The organism is Rhizobacter sp. P1_G5, assembly GCF_056405435.1.
In genome coordinates, this window is the sequence record NZ_JBFUCB010000013.1 from 13,827 (window position 1) to 28,639 (window position 14,813).

Genomic DNA, 14,813 nt, shown 5'->3' on the forward strand with positions numbered 1-14,813 from the left:
GCCGGATCAGAACGGCTTGACGATCACCAGCACGACGATGGCCGCGAACAGCAGGATCGCGGTCTCGTTGAAGAAGCGGAACCAGCGTTCGCTGCGGCGGTTCTCGAACTGCTCGAACCGGCGCAGCAGCGCGCGGCAGCCGTGGTGGTAGCCGATCGCCAGCACCACCAGCGCGAGCTTCGCGTGCAGCCAGCCGCTGCCGGGTCCGCGCCCGATGCCGAAGCCCAGCCACAGCCACAGGCCGAACAGCAGGGCGGGAACCATCAGGAAGCTGGTGAAACGGTAGAGCTTGCGCGCCATCAACAGCAGGCGCTCACGCTCGGCGTGGCTGTCGGCCGGCACCGAAGCGAGGTTGACGAACAGGCGCGGCAGGTAAAAAAGACCGGCGAACCAGCTGGCGACGAAGATCAGGTGCAGGGCCTTGACCCAGGGATAGAGGCTGCTCATCCGCGGGATTATGGGGGGCCGGTCGAGCGCAGGGCCGCCCCAAGCCGACCGGCATCCCCTCGGGGGATCGGCGATGTACTCGTCGACGAGGGGTGGTCATCCCAAAAAGAAAACCCCGACCGTCAAGGCCGGGGTTGAAAAGCCTCATCGCTGTCATCACGGTAAGGCTCCTGCTCAGGGAGGAAAAGCAGGGAATGACCACCTTGCGGCTATCATTCAAGGGCGACTTTAGCAGATGAGTGCCGGGCTGTTGAAGTGCCGTCGCACGGGATTTACACGTAAAAAGTCCCGATGTCTCATCGTCACATCGGTTTCGGCGGCCGGCCCCCGCGTCGCAACCGCCTTCAAAAGACGCCATGCTGCCGCCCGCCCCGTTCCCCGCCAACCGCCCGCGCCGCCTGCGCCGCGATGAATTCACCCGCGCGCTGGTGCGCGAGAACCGCCTGCACGCGAGCGACCTGATCTACCCGGTGTTCGTCCAGGACGGGCGCAACCAGGTGCACGACGTCGCCTCGATGCCGGGCGTTCAACGCCTCAGCCTGGACCGGCTGATGCCGCTGGCCGAAGAATGCGTGAAGCTCGGCGTGCCGGTGCTGGCCTTGTTTCCGGTCATCGAGCCGGCGCTGAAGGACGAGAACGGCAGCGAGGCGCTGAACCCGAAGGGGCTGGTGCCGACCGTGGTGCGCGAGTTGAAGAAGCAGTTCCCGCAGCTCGGCCTGATGACCGATGTCGCGCTCGATCCGTTCACGAGCCACGGCCAGGACGGCCTGCCCGACGAGACCGGCTACATGCGCAACGACGACACCGTGAAGGTGCTGACCGGCCAGGCGCTGGTGCAGGCCGAGGCCGGCGTCGACATCGTCGCGCCGAGCGACATGATGGACGGCCGCATCGGCGCAATCCGCAGCGCGCTCGAAGCGCGCGGCCTGGTCCACACGCGGATCATGGCGTACAGCGCCAAGTACGCGAGTGCCTTCTACGGCCCGTTCCGCGACGCGGTCGGTTCGGCGAAGAACCTCGGCAAGGCGGACAAGAAGGTCTACCAGATGGACCCCGGCAACAGCGACGAGGCGCTGCGCGAGGTCGCGCTCGACCTGGCCGAAGGCGCCGACATGGTGATGGTGAAGCCCGGCCTGCCCTACCTCGACATCGTGCGCCGCGTGAAGGACGAGTTCCGCGTGCCGACCTTCGCCTACCAGGTGAGCGGCGAGTATGCGATGGTGAAGGCCGCCGCGGCCCAGGGCTGGCTCGACCACGATGCGGTGATGCTCGAGAGCCTGCTCGCGTTCAAGCGCGCCGGCGCCGACGGCGTGCTGACTTACTTCGCGCTCGACGCGGCCCGGCTGCTGCGGCAGCAGGCCTGACGCACCCGACACCACACACGCGGCGCATGCGAATCTTCCACATCACGGCCGACCAGTTCACCGAGATCGAAGCGCTGCCCGACAAGCTGCCGTCCACCGGCTACCTGTGGATCGGCACCGCGCGGCGCGAGTTCGAGGTCAACATCGCCGAGGTCCAGGCCGGGCTGCAGCGCTGGACCGGCGGCCAGCTCGTCGACCTGCACATCTCCGACCTGCTGAACAACCAGCTGCCGTCGCACTTCGACTACACCTCGTGGTACGACCTGATGGTGTTCCGCCGGCTCGCGGCGGGCAGCGGCAGCGCCGGCCTGTTCCTCGACGACCAGAGCGGCACCGCCAGCACCGCCAAGCGTGCGCTCGAGGCGATCGACACCAGCCCGGTCGGCTTCGCGGTGTTCGACCGCGTGCTGATGACGGTGCACCCGACCGACTGCCAGGTGCGCGATTTCTTCGCGAGCAAGCTGCAGCAGATGGTCGAGGGTGCCGACCAGCGCTACGAGCCGCGCGGCGCGATGCGGCTGCCCACCGGCCCCGCCGACCTGATGCTGCGCATGCTGAACCACATGGTCGACAGCTACCTCGAGCTGCGCCGGCTGCTGACCAAGCAGCTCGGCTACCTGCAGCAGGAGCTGTTCAACCCGCGCAGCCAGTTCGACAGCTGGCAGGTGCTGCTCGAGTCGCGCAACTCGCTGCACCTGCTGGAAGACACCTGCGAGGACCAGCGCAGCGCGATCGTCGAATGGATCGACTCGCTCGACGAATGGCCGGACGAGCCGGACCCGAAGGCGGCGCGCGACCGCGAACTGCTGCGCGTGCGCTCGCGCGACGTGCTGGAGCACATCGAGCGCGTGCTGAGCCACGTGCGCCGGCTCGAATCCTCGGCCGAGACCGCGGTGCAGATGCATTTCTCGGCGCAGAGCAACCGCACCAACGACATCATGCGCACGCTGACGGTGCTGACCGCGATCTTCCTGCCGCTGAACCTGGTCACCGGGTTCTTCGGGATGAATTTCGAGGGGCTGCCGCTGATCCACAGCGGCGACGGCGTCTGGATGGCCAGCGGCTTCATGCTGGTGATCGCGGTTTCGCTCGGCTGGTTCTTCTGGCGCAAGCGCTACCTGAGCACGTCGCGCCATCCGAGATGACAACCCCTCGGTCGATGAGTACATCGACCGATCCCCCGAGGGGATGCGGGCCGGCTTGGGGCGGCCCGGCGCTCGGCCCGCTCAGCGCTGATAGGGATCGTCGTAGCCGAGCCCGGCGAGGATGCGCGTCTCCTCGGCCTCCATCTCGACCGCCTCGTCCTCTTCCTCGTGGTCATGCCCCTGCGCGTGCRGCGTGCCGTGCACCAGCAGGTGCGCGTAATGCGCCTGCAGCGCGATGCCCTGCTCGCGCGCCTCGGCCTCGACCACCGGCGCGCACAGGATCAGGTCGGCCTGCACCACCGGTGCGTGGCTGTAGTCGAAGGTCAGCACGTTGGTCGCGTAGTCCTTGCCGCGGTACTCGCGGTTCAGCGCGCGGCCTTCGTCGGCATCGACGATGCGCACCGTGATCTCGCCGGGCGCCGCCAGCGCCGCGCGGATCCAGCGCGCCACCTTGTGGCGGGGCAGCTCGGCGCGGTGCGTCGCGTCGGCGAACTGCAGCGAGAGACCCAGCTCGGGACGTGCCGTCGCCATGTTCAGATCCGATCCGTCGGCGCGGCGTCGTAGGCCTCGACGATGCGCGCGACCAGCGGGTGGCGCACCACGTCGGCCGCGGTGAAGCGCGTCATCGCGATGCCGGCCACGCGGCGCAGCACGCGCTCGGCGTCGATCAGCCCGCTGTCGGTGCCGCGCGGCAGGTCGATCTGGCTCACGTCGCCGGTGACGACGCACTTGCTGCCGAAGCCGATGCGCGTCAGGAACATCTTCATCTGCTCGCGGGTGGTGTTCTGCGCCTCGTCGAGGATCACGAACGCATGGTTCAGCGTGCGCCCGCGCATGAAGGCGAGCGGCGCGATCTCGATGTTGCCCTTCTCGAACGCGCGGCCCACCTTCTCCATGCCCATCAGGTCGTACAGCGCGTCGTACAGCGGGCGCAGGTAGGGATCGACCTTCTGCGCCAGGTCGCCGGGCAGGAAGCCGAGCCGCTCGCCGGCCTCGACCGCCGGCCGCGTCAGGATGATGCGCTGCACGCTGCTGCGTTCCAGCGCATCGACCGCGCAGGCCACCGCGAGGAAGGTCTTGCCGGTGCCGGCCGGGCCGATGCCGAACGTGATGTCGTGCGCGAGGATGTTGCGCAGGTACAGCTGCTGGTTGGGCGTGCGGCCGGTCAGGTCGGGGCGGCGCGTGCGCAGCAGGACCTCGTCGCCCTCTTCATCCGGGGCATCGCCCGGGGCCGCCTCGCGCAAGGCCGGGCGCCCGAGCACCGGCGTGCGCGGCCGCGCCTGCGAGTCGTCAGCCAGCGCCTCGGTGATCGCGAGCTGCAATGTCTCGGCCGCGATCGGCCGGCGCGAGCGGCCGTACAGGGTCTGCAGCAAGGCCACCGCGCGCTCGGCACTCGCCTTCGGGCCGTCGATGCGGAAGGATTCGTTGCGCCGCGAGATGCTGACGCCGAAGGCGGCCTCGATGCTGCGCAGGTGTTCATCGACGCTGCCGCACAAGTGCGACAGGCGGGCGTTGTCGAGCGGGATGAAGGCGTGGCGAAGGATCACGTGGGCGCTGACTCGGGCTGAAAAGAAGGCGGAAGGCCGGATTGTCGCCGGAAGGCCCCGGCGGCGCAGGCATCCTGCACAATCGGCGCCCATGCCCTGCTTTCCGCCGACGCCCACCCTCGCCGACCGGCTGCGTGCCGCGGCCCGATGCGTGGCGATGTCGGTGGCCTGCGTGCTGGCCCTCAGCGGCGCGGTCGCGAGCGCCGCGGCCGATGACTCCGGCGTCATCGAGATCCGCAACGCGAGCCGGGTTGCCAGCACCCTGCCCACCTTCCCGCAGGACTTGCAGCAGCGCGCCGTGCGCCTGCCCGACGACTGGTCCGAGACCCTGCCGCAGTCCGACGGGCCGGCCTGGTACCGCCTCAACTTCACGCTGCCGGCGAGCCGCATCACGCCGGCGCCGCTGATGGCCGCCTACATCGAGCGTGCCTGCAGCAACGCGCAGGTCTGGCTGAACGGCAACCTGGTCTTCGACGGCGGCCGCATGGCCGAGCCGGTGACGCGCAACTGCTTCTACCCGCAGCTCGTCGCGCTGCCGCCGGCGCTGCTGAACCCGGACGGCAACGTGCTCGACATCAAGGTGCAGGGCTACGCGCTGCAGCACGTCGCGTCGCGCCAGCGGGCCGGCGGGCTGTCGGCGGTGCAGGTCGGGCCGCACGCGCTGCTGGCCGAGCAGCAGGCGCGCCAGGCCTTCTGGAACATCTCGCTGGTGCAGGTGATCTCGGCGATGCTGGTGCCGCTGGGCATCGTGATGCTGGGCATGGGGTGGCAGGATCGCCGCAGCCCCTGGCTGATCCATTTCGGCCTGCTTGCGATCGGCTGGGCCGCGCTGTCGGCGCGCCTGTGGTGGCGCGATCCGCCGTGGGACAACGCCACCAGCGAGTTCCTGTCCTGCGTCGGCTTCGGCGTGCTGGTGGCGCTGGCGGTCCAGTTCCTGGTGCGCTATGCCGCGCTGCGCTCGACCAAGCTCGAGATCGGCCTCGCGCTGCAGTGCCTGCTGATCCCGGCCAGCCTCGCGCTCGCCGGGCCGCATCGCCTGTACCTGATGACGAGCAGCTGGTACCTGCTGCTGTCGGCCGRGGTGATGGCGGCCGTCACGCTGTACCTGCGCGTGACCTGGCGCAAGGGGCCGGACGGCCGCGCCGACTTCTGGCCGATGGCCTTCATGCTGATGGGCGTCGGCGTGCTGGTGCTGGTCGAGCTGGCGACGCAGCACGGCTGGATCTCGTGGCTGCCGGTGCACGTGCTGCACTTCAGCATGCCGCTGATGTTCATCGCGGTCGCCGCGCGCCAGATCCACATCTTCGGCCGCGCGCTGCAGGTGGCCGAGGCGAGCCGCAACTCGCTGGAAAGCCGCATCAACGAGGTCACCGCCGAGATCGAGCGCAATTTCTCGCAGATGGCCGAGCTGCGCGTCGAGCAGGTGACCGAGAAGGAACGCAAGCGCATCGCCGCCGACCTGCACGACGACCTGGGCGCCAAGCTGCTGACCATCGTGCACACCAGCGAGAGCGAGCGCATCTCCACCCTGGCGCGCGAGGCGCTCGAGGAGATGCGCCTGTCGGTGCGCGGCCTGACCGGCAAGCCGATGCAGGTGGCCGATGCGCTGGCCGACTGGCGCGCCGAGACGGTGTCGCGCCTGAGCCAGGCCAACATCGAGGCCGACTGGCGCAGCCCCACCGAAGACGTGCACCAGCAGCTGTCGGCGCGTGCCTTCGTGCAGACCACCCGCATCCTGCGCGAGGCGGTCAGCAACATCATCAAGCACAGCGGCGCCTCGCACTGCAAGGTGCGCTGCAGCATCGGCGAGCATGATTTCGTGCTGGTCGTGCAGGACAACGGCAAGGGCATCCCGATGGAACTCGACGGCAAGCTCGACCGCGGCCACGGGATGGCCAGCATGAAACACCGCGCCAAGCAGATGCAGGGGCAGTGCCTGGTCGAGTCGGGGCCGGGCTACGGCACGGTGATCCGGCTGACCTTGCCGCTGTGAAGCGCACAATCCTTCCTCGTCCGTCCACCCGGCCGCTGCTACGATTCAAGATCCCCTCGAGGACACCCCATGAACAAGATCCTGCTGCTCGAAGACCTGCCCGAGATCCGTGCCTGGGTGAAGGCCCTGGTGACGCAGGTGTTTCCGCAGGCGCAGATCTCCGAGAGCGCCCGGGTGCACGACGCGCTGGCCCTGATCAGCGCCGAGCGCTTCGATGTCGCGCTGGTCGACCTGGGCCTGCCGGATGGATCCGGCGTCGACGTGGTCGCGGCGCTGCGTGAATCGCAGCCCGAGGCGCAGTCGGTGGTGGTCACCATCCACGACGACGACGACCACCTGTTCCCCGCCCTGCAGGCCGGCGCGTTCGGCTACCTGCTGAAAGAGCAGCCGCGCGAGCATTTCGTCGAGCAGCTGCAGCGCATCAGCCAGGGCGAGCCGCCGCTGACGCCGTCGATCGCGCGCCGCGTGATCGCGTATTTCGCGGCACAGAACAAGCCGCAGGAGCGCCCGCAGAACCTGCCGCACGTCTCGCTGACCGACCGCGAGAACGAGGTGCTGCTGTGGGTGGCCAAGGGCTTCACGCTGCCGGAGATCGGCACGCAGCTGAACCTGTCGCGCCACACGATCGCCGACTACGTGAAGCAGATCTACCGCAAGCTCAACGTCAGCTCGCGGGCGGAAGCCGCGCTCGAGGCCCAGCGCCTGGGCCTGTTCCGCCGATGATCGGCCGGCTGAGCGGCCTGCTGGCAGAGAAGAACCCGCCCCAGTTGCTGGTGGATGTCGGCGGCGTCGGCTACGAGGTCGACGTGCCGATGAGCACCTTCTACAACCTGCCCACGCTCGGCGAGCGCGTGACGCTGCTGACGCATTTCGTCGTGCGCGAGGACGCCCAGGTGCTGTTCGGCTTTCTGACAGCCGAGGAGCGCGCGACCTTCCGTCAGCTGGTGAAGATCTCCGGCGTCGGGCCGCGCACGGCCCTGTCGATCCTGTCGGGCTTGAGCGTCGGCGAGCTGGCGCAGGCGGTGTCGCTGCAGGAGAGCGGCCGGCTGATCAAGGTGCCGGGCATCGGCAAGAAGACGGCCGAGCGGCTGCTGCTGGAGCTGAAGGGCAAGCTCGGTGCCGACCTGGCGATGCCGGCCAGCGTCGCGAGCGATGCGCAGGCCGACATCCTGCAGGCGCTGGTGGCGCTGGGCTACAGCGACCGCGAGGCGGCCGCCGCATTGAAGAGCCTGCCGGCGGAAGTCGGTGTGAGCGAAGGCATCAAGCTCGCGCTGAAGGCCCTCGCCCGCTGACCCCTCGTCAGTGGCTGTGATCGGCCCCCGCCGCCTCGACGTTCACCGTCACCGTCACCTCCCCCGCCTTCTCGAACTTCAGCCGCAGCGGGAACTTGTCGCCCTCCTTCAGCGGCGCCTTCAGCCCGAGGAACATCACGTGCAGCGCGCCGGGCTTCAGCTCGACGTACTTGCCGGCCGGCACGTCGATCGCCGCCACCTCGCGCATGCGCATCACGTCGCCCTCCATCTTCATCATGTGCAGCTCGGTCGTCCGGCCGACGTCGGCGCTGGCCGACAGCAGGCGGTCATCCGCCTTGCCGCGGTTCTCCAGCCGCAGGAAGCCGCCGCCGGTCGGCTGCCCCGGCGCGGTCGCGCGCGCATACGGGTGGCCGATGGCGATGTCGCCGAGCGTGAATTCATGGGCCTGGGCCGCGGCGGCGGCGAGCGAAACCAGGGCGGTGGCGGCAAGGCGGGTGAGGAGGTGGTTCATGGTCATGACAGGGGTCCGTTTCAGGGAGGCATTCACAGGTCGTACCGCAGCTCCGCACTGTAGGTGCGTTGCGGGTACGGGTGGAAATTCCAGTACTGGTCGTTGTTCAGGTTGTCGATGCCGAAGGCGGCATGCCATTGCCTGTCGATCGCGAAGCGCACCCGCAGGTCGGTCGTGAAGTACTTCGACGTGCCCATGTAGGTGGATCCGTTGGTGTCGCTGTTGTCCAGGCTGCCGTACTGCCGGCCGCTGTAGCGCGCGCCGTAGCTGACGGTCCAGCGCTCGTCGACGCGCCAGGCGGCCAGCGCGCTCGCCCGCCAGCGCGGCACGCGCGGCTGCCACTTGCCGACGGTGTCGCCCGGCGTGCTCACGTAACCGCTGTTGGCGACGATCTTCGAGTCGGCATAGGTCACGCTGCCCTGCAGGTCGAGCCCGCGCCACAGCACGTTCTCGCGCTGGGCGGCGGCTTCGAGGCCGGTGGTGCGCACATGGTCGACGTTCTGCACGCTGTTCGTCACCGGCGTCACGTTCGGCAGCGGCTGGCTGTACAGCGCATCGTGCGTGTCCTCGTGGAACAGCGTCAGGCGCAGCGTCGCCGCGTCGGGCAGCGTCCATTCGGAGCTGAGTTCCGAGGTCCAGGAGCGCTCGGGCCGCAGGTCCGGGTTCGCGATGTTGCTGATGCCGGTCGCGGTGGCCGCGCCCTGGTACAGCTCGGACACCGTCGGAAACCGCACCGCGCGCCCGGCCGAGGCCTTCAGCACCCAGCCCTCGCGCAACTCGTGCGACAGCGCGGCCTTCGGCGACCAGGCGGTCTCGCAGCGCTGCGGATGCGCATACGGCGTGAACGTGCCGGTCTGCGTCAGGCCGTCGAAGGCCTGCCAGCGCTCGCCGCGCAGCCCGAGCACCGCCATCCAGCCGTCGGCGAAGCGCCAGGCGTCCTGGCCGAACACCGAGCGCAGCCGCGTGTTGCCATTGAAACGGGCGTTGACCGTGCCGCTTTCCTGGTTGATCCAGTCCGCCAGGCCGTAGACGGTGGTGCGCAGGCGGAAGCTGTCCTGCTGCAGCCCGGCGTCGACCACATGGGCGCTGCCCTCGCCAGCGGGCCGCCAGGTGCCGCGCGCCGACAGCGTGTTCCAGCCGGTGCCGTTCAGGTCGGTCGCGCTGCCGTTGCCGCCGTTGAGCATCTGCTGCGACAACGCGGGCTGCTGCGTCGACCCGGCGGCGGGCTTGCGGCTCAGGTCGCGGCGGTAGTCATAGACGCTCGCAGCCAGCTCCCAGTCGAACACGCCGCCCGCGTTCTGCTTCAGCGACAGCGCCTGCACCAGGTGCGCGAGGCCGTCGCGGTTGGTCACGCCGCCCAGCACCGGGGCCACGTACTGCTCCGAGCGCCCGACCGCGTCGTTGCGCCACCAGCCCAGCGTGTAGCTGGCCCGCAGGTCGGTGGCCAGGTCGTAGGCGAGCTTCAGCTTCAGGTGGTCCTGCACCGTGCGGTACTGCGTGCCGGTGCCGCGCACGTACCAGGGCTTGCCGGTCTTGTCGGTGTCCGGCACGGCGCCGGCGGTCGGCGTGGCCGTGGTGTCGAACACCAGCGGCTGGCCTTCGCTGTCGAGCCGGTTCGCGTTGATCCACCACGACCAGCCGCCGTGGCGGTCGCCGAGCGAGGCGCTGGTCTGCCAGCCGTTGTAGGTGGTGTCGGTGCCGTAGAGCTGGAACGGCTGCGAGAACGCGCCGACCATCGCATGGGCCTCGAACTTCGACGGCATGCGCGTCAGGTAGTCGACCACCGCGCCGGCCGAGTTGCCGGGGTAGGCGGCCGAGAACGGGCCGTACAGCACGTCGACGCGCTCGATCTCCTCCGGCGTCACCAGGCCCCAGCGCGGCGCGAAGCTCGCGCCGTTGCCGAGCAGGTTGGACAGCAGGATGCCGTCCGCATAGACCAGCGAGCGCGCGCTGTTGCCGGTGCCCGACGCGCGCGTCGACAGCACCGCATGGTTGTAGTCGCCCGCATAGCGCTTGCGCACCAGCAGGCTCGGCAGGTACTTCAGCGCGTCCTCGCTGTCGGTCGCGTTGATGCTGGCCTGCACCTGCGCGCCGCTGATGCCTTCGATCGTCGTCGGGATCTGCGACGGCAGCGAGCCGCGGCGGCCACCGGTCACGGTGACCACGCCCAGGTGCTTGACGGGTGCGGTCGCCTCGTCGGCGTCGGCGCGAGTGGCAGCGGTGTCTTCGTCGGCCCATGCCGCCAACGGCAGGCAGGCCAGCAGCGCCAGCACCGCACGGGCGGCTGGCGTGAATCGGTACATCACGGAATGCTCCTGAACAGGACCGGGCGCACGACGCCGCGGTCGATCACACAGGCCGTCGGTGCGCCACGCGCACCGCGGGCAAGGCGGTGGGTTCAGGTGAGGGAGGGAGGCCCGTGCTTGAGCCGGGCGATCCAGTCGGCCTCGGCATCGGGGATCGGCGCGCCGGCGCGAACCGGCGGCGCAGGCGACTCGGCCGCAGCGAGCGCGGCGATGACCGGGCCGGGCTTCGGCGCCGCCAGCGCCAGCACTGCCGACAGCGCGCAATGCTCGCTGCCATGCGCCCCGGCGTGGTCGGCGGGCGCCTGCTTCGGCTCGCCGCTGTCGTCGAGCGCGACGGTGGCGACACCGTAGACCGTGCAGACCTCGACCAGCGTCTTGCCCTGCATCTGCGCCGACGCGCTCGCCAGCATCGGCACCGCGGCTTTCAGCAGCAGCGCCAGCGCAAAGGCCCAGACGGCCCATCGCGATGCAGGATGGCGGGAGGTCATGGTCCGATTGTGCCGCAGCCGTCCGGACGGCCTCTGCACATTTCCTGCACACCGCGTGAGCAAACGCAAACGCTCGCCAGCGCCGTCGATAATGGGCCATGGCCATCCAGACCGACGATTTCGGCAGCCTGCCACCGCGCGTGGTGAGCGCTGCGCCCAGCTCGCCCAACGAAGAGGCGATCGAGCGGGCGCTGCGCCCGAAGGGCCTGGCCGAGTACGTGGGCCAGGCCAAGATCCGCGAGCAGCTGGAGATCTTCATCGGCGCGGCCCGCATGCGTGGCGAGGCGATGGACCACGTGCTGCTGTTCGGCCCACCCGGCCTCGGCAAGACCACGCTGAGCCACATCATCGCCAACGAGCTCGGCGTGAACCTGCGCCAGACCTCGGGCCCGGTGCTCGAGAAGCCGAAGGACCTGGCGGCGATCCTGACCAACCTCGAGAAGAACGACGTGCTCTTCATCGACGAGATCCACCGGCTGAGCCCGGTCGTCGAGGAAATCCTGTACCCGGCGCTGGAGGACTACCAGATCGACATCATGATCGGCGAGGGCCCGGCCGCGCGCTCGATCAAGCTCGACCTGCAGCCGTTCACGCTGGTCGGCGCCACCACGCGCGCCGGCATGCTGACCAACCCGCTGCGCGACCGCTTCGGCATCGTCGCGCGGCTGGAGTTCTACAGCGCCGAAGAACTCGCGCGCATCGTGCACCGCTCGGCCGGGCTGCTGAACGTGCCGACCGATGCCGAGGGCGCGTTCGAGATCGCCCGCCGCTCGCGCGGCACGCCGCGCATCTCGAACCGGCTGCTGCGCCGCGTGCGCGACTACGCCGACGTGAAGGGCGACGGCCGCATCTCGAAGGCGCTGGCCGACAAGGCGCTCGCGATGCTCGACGTCGACCCGCAGGGCTTCGACGTGATGGACCGCAAGCTGCTCGAGGCGGTGATCCACCGCTTCGACGGCGGCCCGGTCGGCCTGGACAACGTGGCTGCGGCGATCGGCGAGGAGCGCGAGACCATCGAGGACGTGATCGAGCCGTACCTGATCCAGCAAGGCTACCTGCAGCGCACGCCGCGCGGCCGGGTCGCGACGCTGGCGGCCTTCCGGCACCTCGGCGTGACGCCGACGCGGGCCGCGACCGACCTGTTCGACAACTGACGCCATCTGCCGACGCACGTCGGCAGATCACCTACACGCCCACCCGTCGTCACCCTCCACGCGGCACGGCGCCCGGCCGTCTGCAGCCGCCCCGCCCTCCGGTCGACAATCAGACGGCGGAGGAAGCACTCGATGAAGTTCGTGGTGGTCGAGGATGACGAAGCGCAACGGCGGCAACTGGTGTCGCTGCTGATGGCGCTGCCCGGCGCGATGGTGGTCGGGCAGGCGAGCGCACAAGCGCCTGTGATGGCGCTGCTGCGCCAGCTCGATCCGGACGTGGTGCTGCTGAGCCTGGACCTCGCCGATGGCCAGGGGTTGAGCCTGCTGGAGCGGATCCACCGCGAGCGGCTTGGCTGCCACGTCTACCTGATCGGCGAACCGCGGGGCGAACTGCGCGGAGAACTGCACGGCGCCGCCGGCATCTTCGACCGGCACGACCTCGACCACGGCCTGCTGCCCCGCCTGCAAAGCGAGATGTGGCGGCATTCCGAGCCGCTGCGGCTGTCAGCCCTGAGCGATCAGATCAGGTCCTCGACCACCAACCAGTGGTAGCGCTCGGCGAGCCGGGCATCGAAGCGCTTGACGACCTCGGCGACGCGCTCGGCGTGCGGCGTGTCGGGCGCGTACACCAGCAGCCAGCCGCAGCCTTCGCCGGCGAGCTGCTGGTAGCGTCGCATCAGCGTCACCTCGTAGCCGAAACCGGCCAGCTGGCTCGCGTGGCCGAGCATGTGCCGCATCTGCGCGCCTTCTTCCTCGGCGGTGATGAACATCACGTCATCGTCGTCGAAGCCCGCATCGACCAGGGCCTGCATCGCCTGCCGCGCGAGCTCGTCGCTCGGCAGCGCGACGACCACGTGGCCGACCGGTTTGAATGCGCCCAGCGAGTGGGGCCGGGCACCCTTGGTCATCCGCTTGACTGACATCGCATCACCCTCCAGACGGGTCCCGATGAAGAACCTGCAGGAAGTCTAGGCCTCGCTCGCCGGGCGTCAATGCGAAGTCGCCTGGGGGCCCGCAAATGGGGGCCGCACCGCCTGCACGAGCGCGCCGGGCGTGTAGCCGAAGTGGCGGCTGAACCAGCGCGTCAGGTGCGCCTGGTCGGCGAAGCCGCAGGCCTGCGCCGCCTGCGCGATCGATGCGCCGTCGAGCAGCAGCCGGCGCGCGCGGGCCAGGCGGGCGGCGCGCAGGTAGTCGCCGGGGCTCAGTCCCAGCCAGCGCGTTGCGACGCGGTGGAAATGTTCGCGGCTGAGCGCGCAGTCGCGTGCGAGCTCGTCGATCGCGAGCGTGGTCTCGCCGGTGGCGGCCGCCGCGGCACGCTGCAGCGCGGCCAGCACCTGGCGCGCCGCACGGCCCGAGGGATCCGGATCGCCCGGCAGCAGCGACTGGTCATCGGCCAGCGCCGCCGCTGCGCGGTTCAGCCAGGCCGATGCGGCGGCGCTGTCGCGGTCGCTGTGGTTGTCGCACAAGCCCTGCGCTTCGGCGGCCAGCGCAGGCATCGGCGCACGCGCACTGCCCCGCGGCATCGCCACCCCCCGCGCCGCCAGCCACGGCACAGGGGCATAGACCATCACGACGCGCGTGTCGCCGCCCTCGCCCGCATCGAGCCCGCAGGTGTGCACGGCGCCCGGTGCGATCGCCAGCAGGTCGCCCGCCGACGCGGTGTGCCGGCGCCCGCCCAGGCTGAAGCGGCAGCGGCCGGCCAGCACCGCGCCGATCGACCATTCGTCATGCCAGTGCGGCGCCCATTCCTGCCCCGGCCGGTGGTGCATCACCTGCTCGAGCGCCAGCCGGCCATCGACATGCCAGCGCCGCACGCTCGAATGCCGCGTCAGGCCGGTCTCAGGCATCGCGCGCCCCGACGACCGTCAGGCCGCACCAGCCGGCGCTCGCCTCGCCGGGCTGCAGGTCGCCAAGCAGCGACAGCTCCTCGCGCGGGTGCGCGAACACACGCAGCGACGCACTGGCCGCATGCCATCCGCTCGTGGTCGGCTGCGCGATGTCGGCGCGCAGCAGGCGCAGCTCGGGCGGGCGGGCTGGTTCGCGCAGGTCGGGCAAGCCAGCCACGCCGAGCGTCGGCATCGCGAGGAAGCCGAGCGGCCGGCCCGCCGCGCCGGTCAGGCATGCCTCGGCCTCGATCAGGCGGCGGTCCTTCACCGCCAGGCTCGCGCCCAGCCGCGTGCCGGCGCGCAGCGGCGCGGCGGCCGGGTGATCGAGCGGCAGGCTGCGCGTGAGCCAGGTGCTGCCCATCTTCTTCGGCCAGCCTTGCAGCAGGCCGCGCAGCATCGAGACATCCTGGTCGACCCAGATCGCCGGGCAGATGCCGCAGCGGCTGCCGTCGGCGCGCTCGATCTCCAGCACGACGATGGTCTCGCGGTACTGCGCCTGCACCGGGTCGAGCAGCTCGCTGCCGTCGGTGGTGGCCTGCCAGTCGGCGAAGTGCACGCAGCCCTGGCCTGTCATGCGACCGATCGTGCGGCCGATCGAAGGCGGCACCAGGTCGGCACCGCGCGCGGCATCGAAGCCGAACGCGATGTTCAGCAGCCAGCCGGCGTAATGCCAGGGCGGCGCGGTGACCAGCGCGCTGCRGCCGGAGACGGTGTAGGGC

Annotated in this window: 16 protein-coding genes; 7 read left to right on the plus strand and 9 right to left on the minus strand. The window is 70.2% G+C overall.

Annotated elements, in window-relative coordinates:
• Positions 1-6: 6 nt before the first annotated feature.
• Positions 7-447 (minus strand): CopD family protein, encoded by a 441-nt coding sequence (locus tag AC1D12_RS02185; protein WP_047510227.1) that lies wholly within the window; start codon positions 445-447, stop codon positions 7-9.
• Positions 448-803: 356 nt separating this feature from the next.
• On the opposite strand from AC1D12_RS02185, the gene hemB reads away from it, so the two are divergent.
• The gene (hemB, locus tag AC1D12_RS02190) at positions 804-1,811 is read left to right on the plus strand and encodes a porphobilinogen synthase (RefSeq protein WP_465110780.1); all 1,008 of its coding nucleotides are present in this window, start codon (positions 804-806) and stop codon (positions 1,809-1,811) included.
• A gap of 26 nt (positions 1,812-1,837) precedes the next feature.
• Positions 1,838-2,956 (plus strand): magnesium transporter CorA family protein, encoded by a 1,119-nt coding sequence (locus AC1D12_RS02195; RefSeq protein ID WP_477825587.1) that lies wholly within the window; start codon positions 1,838-1,840, stop codon positions 2,954-2,956.
• 81 nt (positions 2,957-3,037) lie between these two features.
• Here AC1D12_RS02195 and ybeY read toward each other — a convergent pair whose 3' ends face one another.
• Both ybeY and AC1D12_RS02205 read right to left on the minus strand, forming a co-directional pair.
• Positions 3,038-3,487 (minus strand): rRNA maturation RNase YbeY, encoded by a 450-nt coding sequence (gene ybeY / locus AC1D12_RS02200; RefSeq protein WP_477838643.1) that lies wholly within the window; start codon positions 3,485-3,487, stop codon positions 3,038-3,040.
• Positions 3,488-3,489: 2 nt separating this feature from the next.
• Positions 3,490-4,503 (minus strand): PhoH family protein, encoded by a 1,014-nt coding sequence (locus AC1D12_RS02205; protein WP_465110777.1) that lies wholly within the window; start codon positions 4,501-4,503, stop codon positions 3,490-3,492.
• A gap of 91 nt (positions 4,504-4,594) precedes the next feature.
• Between AC1D12_RS02205 and AC1D12_RS02210 the strand changes: the two genes are divergently transcribed.
• From AC1D12_RS02210 to ruvA, 3 genes are all read left to right on the plus strand, one after another.
• The gene (locus AC1D12_RS02210) at positions 4,595-6,496 is read left to right on the plus strand and encodes a sensor histidine kinase (RefSeq protein ID WP_477838645.1); all 1,902 of its coding nucleotides are present in this window, start codon (positions 4,595-4,597) and stop codon (positions 6,494-6,496) included.
• A gap of 69 nt (positions 6,497-6,565) precedes the next feature.
• The gene (locus tag AC1D12_RS02215; RefSeq protein ID WP_047510238.1) at positions 6,566-7,219 is read left to right on the plus strand and encodes a response regulator; all 654 of its coding nucleotides are present in this window, start codon (positions 6,566-6,568) and stop codon (positions 7,217-7,219) included.
• On the plus strand, positions 7,216-7,788 hold the full coding sequence (gene ruvA / locus AC1D12_RS02220) for a Holliday junction branch migration protein RuvA (protein ID WP_477825589.1): 573 nt from the start codon (positions 7,216-7,218) through the stop codon (positions 7,786-7,788). The genes AC1D12_RS02215 and ruvA overlap by 4 nt, the downstream gene beginning before the upstream one ends.
• 7 nt (positions 7,789-7,795) lie before the next feature.
• Here the strand turns inward: ruvA and AC1D12_RS02225 are convergent, their stop codons facing one another.
• From AC1D12_RS02225 to AC1D12_RS02235, 3 genes are all read right to left on the minus strand, one after another.
• On the minus strand, positions 7,796-8,260 hold the full coding sequence (locus AC1D12_RS02225; RefSeq protein ID WP_477838647.1) for a copper chaperone PCu(A)C: 465 nt from the start codon (positions 8,258-8,260) through the stop codon (positions 7,796-7,798).
• Positions 8,261-8,292: 32 nt separating this feature from the next.
• Positions 8,293-10,563, minus strand: a complete 2,271-nt coding sequence (locus tag AC1D12_RS02230) for a TonB-dependent receptor (protein ID WP_477838657.1) — start codon at positions 10,561-10,563, stop codon at positions 8,293-8,295.
• Positions 10,564-10,658: 95 nt separating this feature from the next.
• A complete protein-coding gene (locus AC1D12_RS02235; RefSeq protein ID WP_477827163.1) occupies positions 10,659-11,054 on the minus strand; it encodes a DUF2946 family protein in 396 nt (131 codons plus the stop codon).
• A gap of 98 nt (positions 11,055-11,152) precedes the next feature.
• Here AC1D12_RS02235 and ruvB point away from each other — a divergent pair, with 98 nt between their 5' ends.
• Both ruvB and AC1D12_RS02245 read left to right on the plus strand, forming a co-directional pair.
• The gene (gene ruvB, locus AC1D12_RS02240) at positions 11,153-12,208 is read left to right on the plus strand and encodes a Holliday junction branch migration DNA helicase RuvB (RefSeq protein WP_047510246.1); all 1,056 of its coding nucleotides are present in this window, start codon (positions 11,153-11,155) and stop codon (positions 12,206-12,208) included.
• A gap of 132 nt (positions 12,209-12,340) precedes the next feature.
• Entirely contained in the window at positions 12,341-12,760 is a 420-nt protein-coding gene (locus AC1D12_RS02245) for a response regulator (protein WP_477838649.1), read from the plus strand.
• Here the strand turns inward: AC1D12_RS02245 and AC1D12_RS02250 are convergent.
• The 3 genes from AC1D12_RS02250 to AC1D12_RS02260 form a co-directional block, all read right to left on the minus strand.
• Positions 12,727-13,131 carry a hypothetical protein gene (locus AC1D12_RS02250; protein ID WP_477838651.1) on the minus strand — a complete coding sequence of 135 codons (405 nt, stop codon included), beginning with the start codon at positions 13,129-13,131 and terminating at the stop codon, positions 12,727-12,729. The genes AC1D12_RS02245 and AC1D12_RS02250 overlap by 34 nt on opposite strands.
• A gap of 66 nt (positions 13,132-13,197) precedes the next feature.
• Entirely contained in the window at positions 13,198-14,055 is an 858-nt protein-coding gene (locus tag AC1D12_RS02255) for a helix-turn-helix transcriptional regulator (RefSeq protein ID WP_477827165.1), read from the minus strand.
• Positions 14,048-14,813, minus strand: a 766-nt coding sequence (locus AC1D12_RS02260; protein WP_477838653.1) for an acetoacetate decarboxylase family protein, incomplete at its 5' end; no start/stop codon positions are given. The genes AC1D12_RS02260 and AC1D12_RS02255, both read right to left, overlap by 8 nt.

Bases quoted from the DNA above. Each gene is read 5' to 3' on its own strand.
- AC1D12_RS02185 (WP_047510227.1), bottom strand. From the start codon at position 447: ATGAGCAGCCTCTATCCCTGGGTCAAGGCCCTGCACCTGATCTTCGTC.
- AC1D12_RS02195 (WP_477825587.1), top strand. From the start codon at position 1,838: ATGCGAATCTTCCACATCACGGCCGACCAGTTCACCGAGATCGAAGCG.
- ruvB (WP_047510246.1), top strand. From the start codon at position 11,153: ATGGCCATCCAGACCGACGATTTCGGCAGCCTGCCACCGCGCGTGGTG.
- AC1D12_RS02230 (WP_477838657.1), bottom strand. From the start codon at position 10,563: ATGTACCGATTCACGCCAGCCGCCCGTGCGGTGCTGGCGCTGCTGGCC.
- AC1D12_RS02250 (WP_477838651.1), bottom strand. From the start codon at position 13,131: ATGTCAGTCAAGCGGATGACCAAGGGTGCCCGGCCCCACTCGCTGGGC.
- hemB (WP_465110780.1), top strand. From the start codon at position 804: ATGCTGCCGCCCGCCCCGTTCCCCGCCAACCGCCCGCGCCGCCTGCGC.
- AC1D12_RS02235 (WP_477827163.1), bottom strand. From the start codon at position 11,054: ATGACCTCCCGCCATCCTGCATCGCGATGGGCCGTCTGGGCCTTTGCG.
- AC1D12_RS02255 (WP_477827165.1), bottom strand. From the start codon at position 14,055: ATGCCTGAGACCGGCCTGACGCGGCATTCGAGCGTGCGGCGCTGGCAT.
- AC1D12_RS02245 (WP_477838649.1), top strand. From the start codon at position 12,341: ATGAAGTTCGTGGTGGTCGAGGATGACGAAGCGCAACGGCGGCAACTG.
- AC1D12_RS02215 (WP_047510238.1), top strand. From the start codon at position 6,566: ATGAACAAGATCCTGCTGCTCGAAGACCTGCCCGAGATCCGTGCCTGG.
- ruvA (WP_477825589.1), top strand. From the start codon at position 7,216: ATGATCGGCCGGCTGAGCGGCCTGCTGGCAGAGAAGAACCCGCCCCAG.
- AC1D12_RS02225 (WP_477838647.1), bottom strand. From the start codon at position 8,260: ATGAACCACCTCCTCACCCGCCTTGCCGCCACCGCCCTGGTTTCGCTC.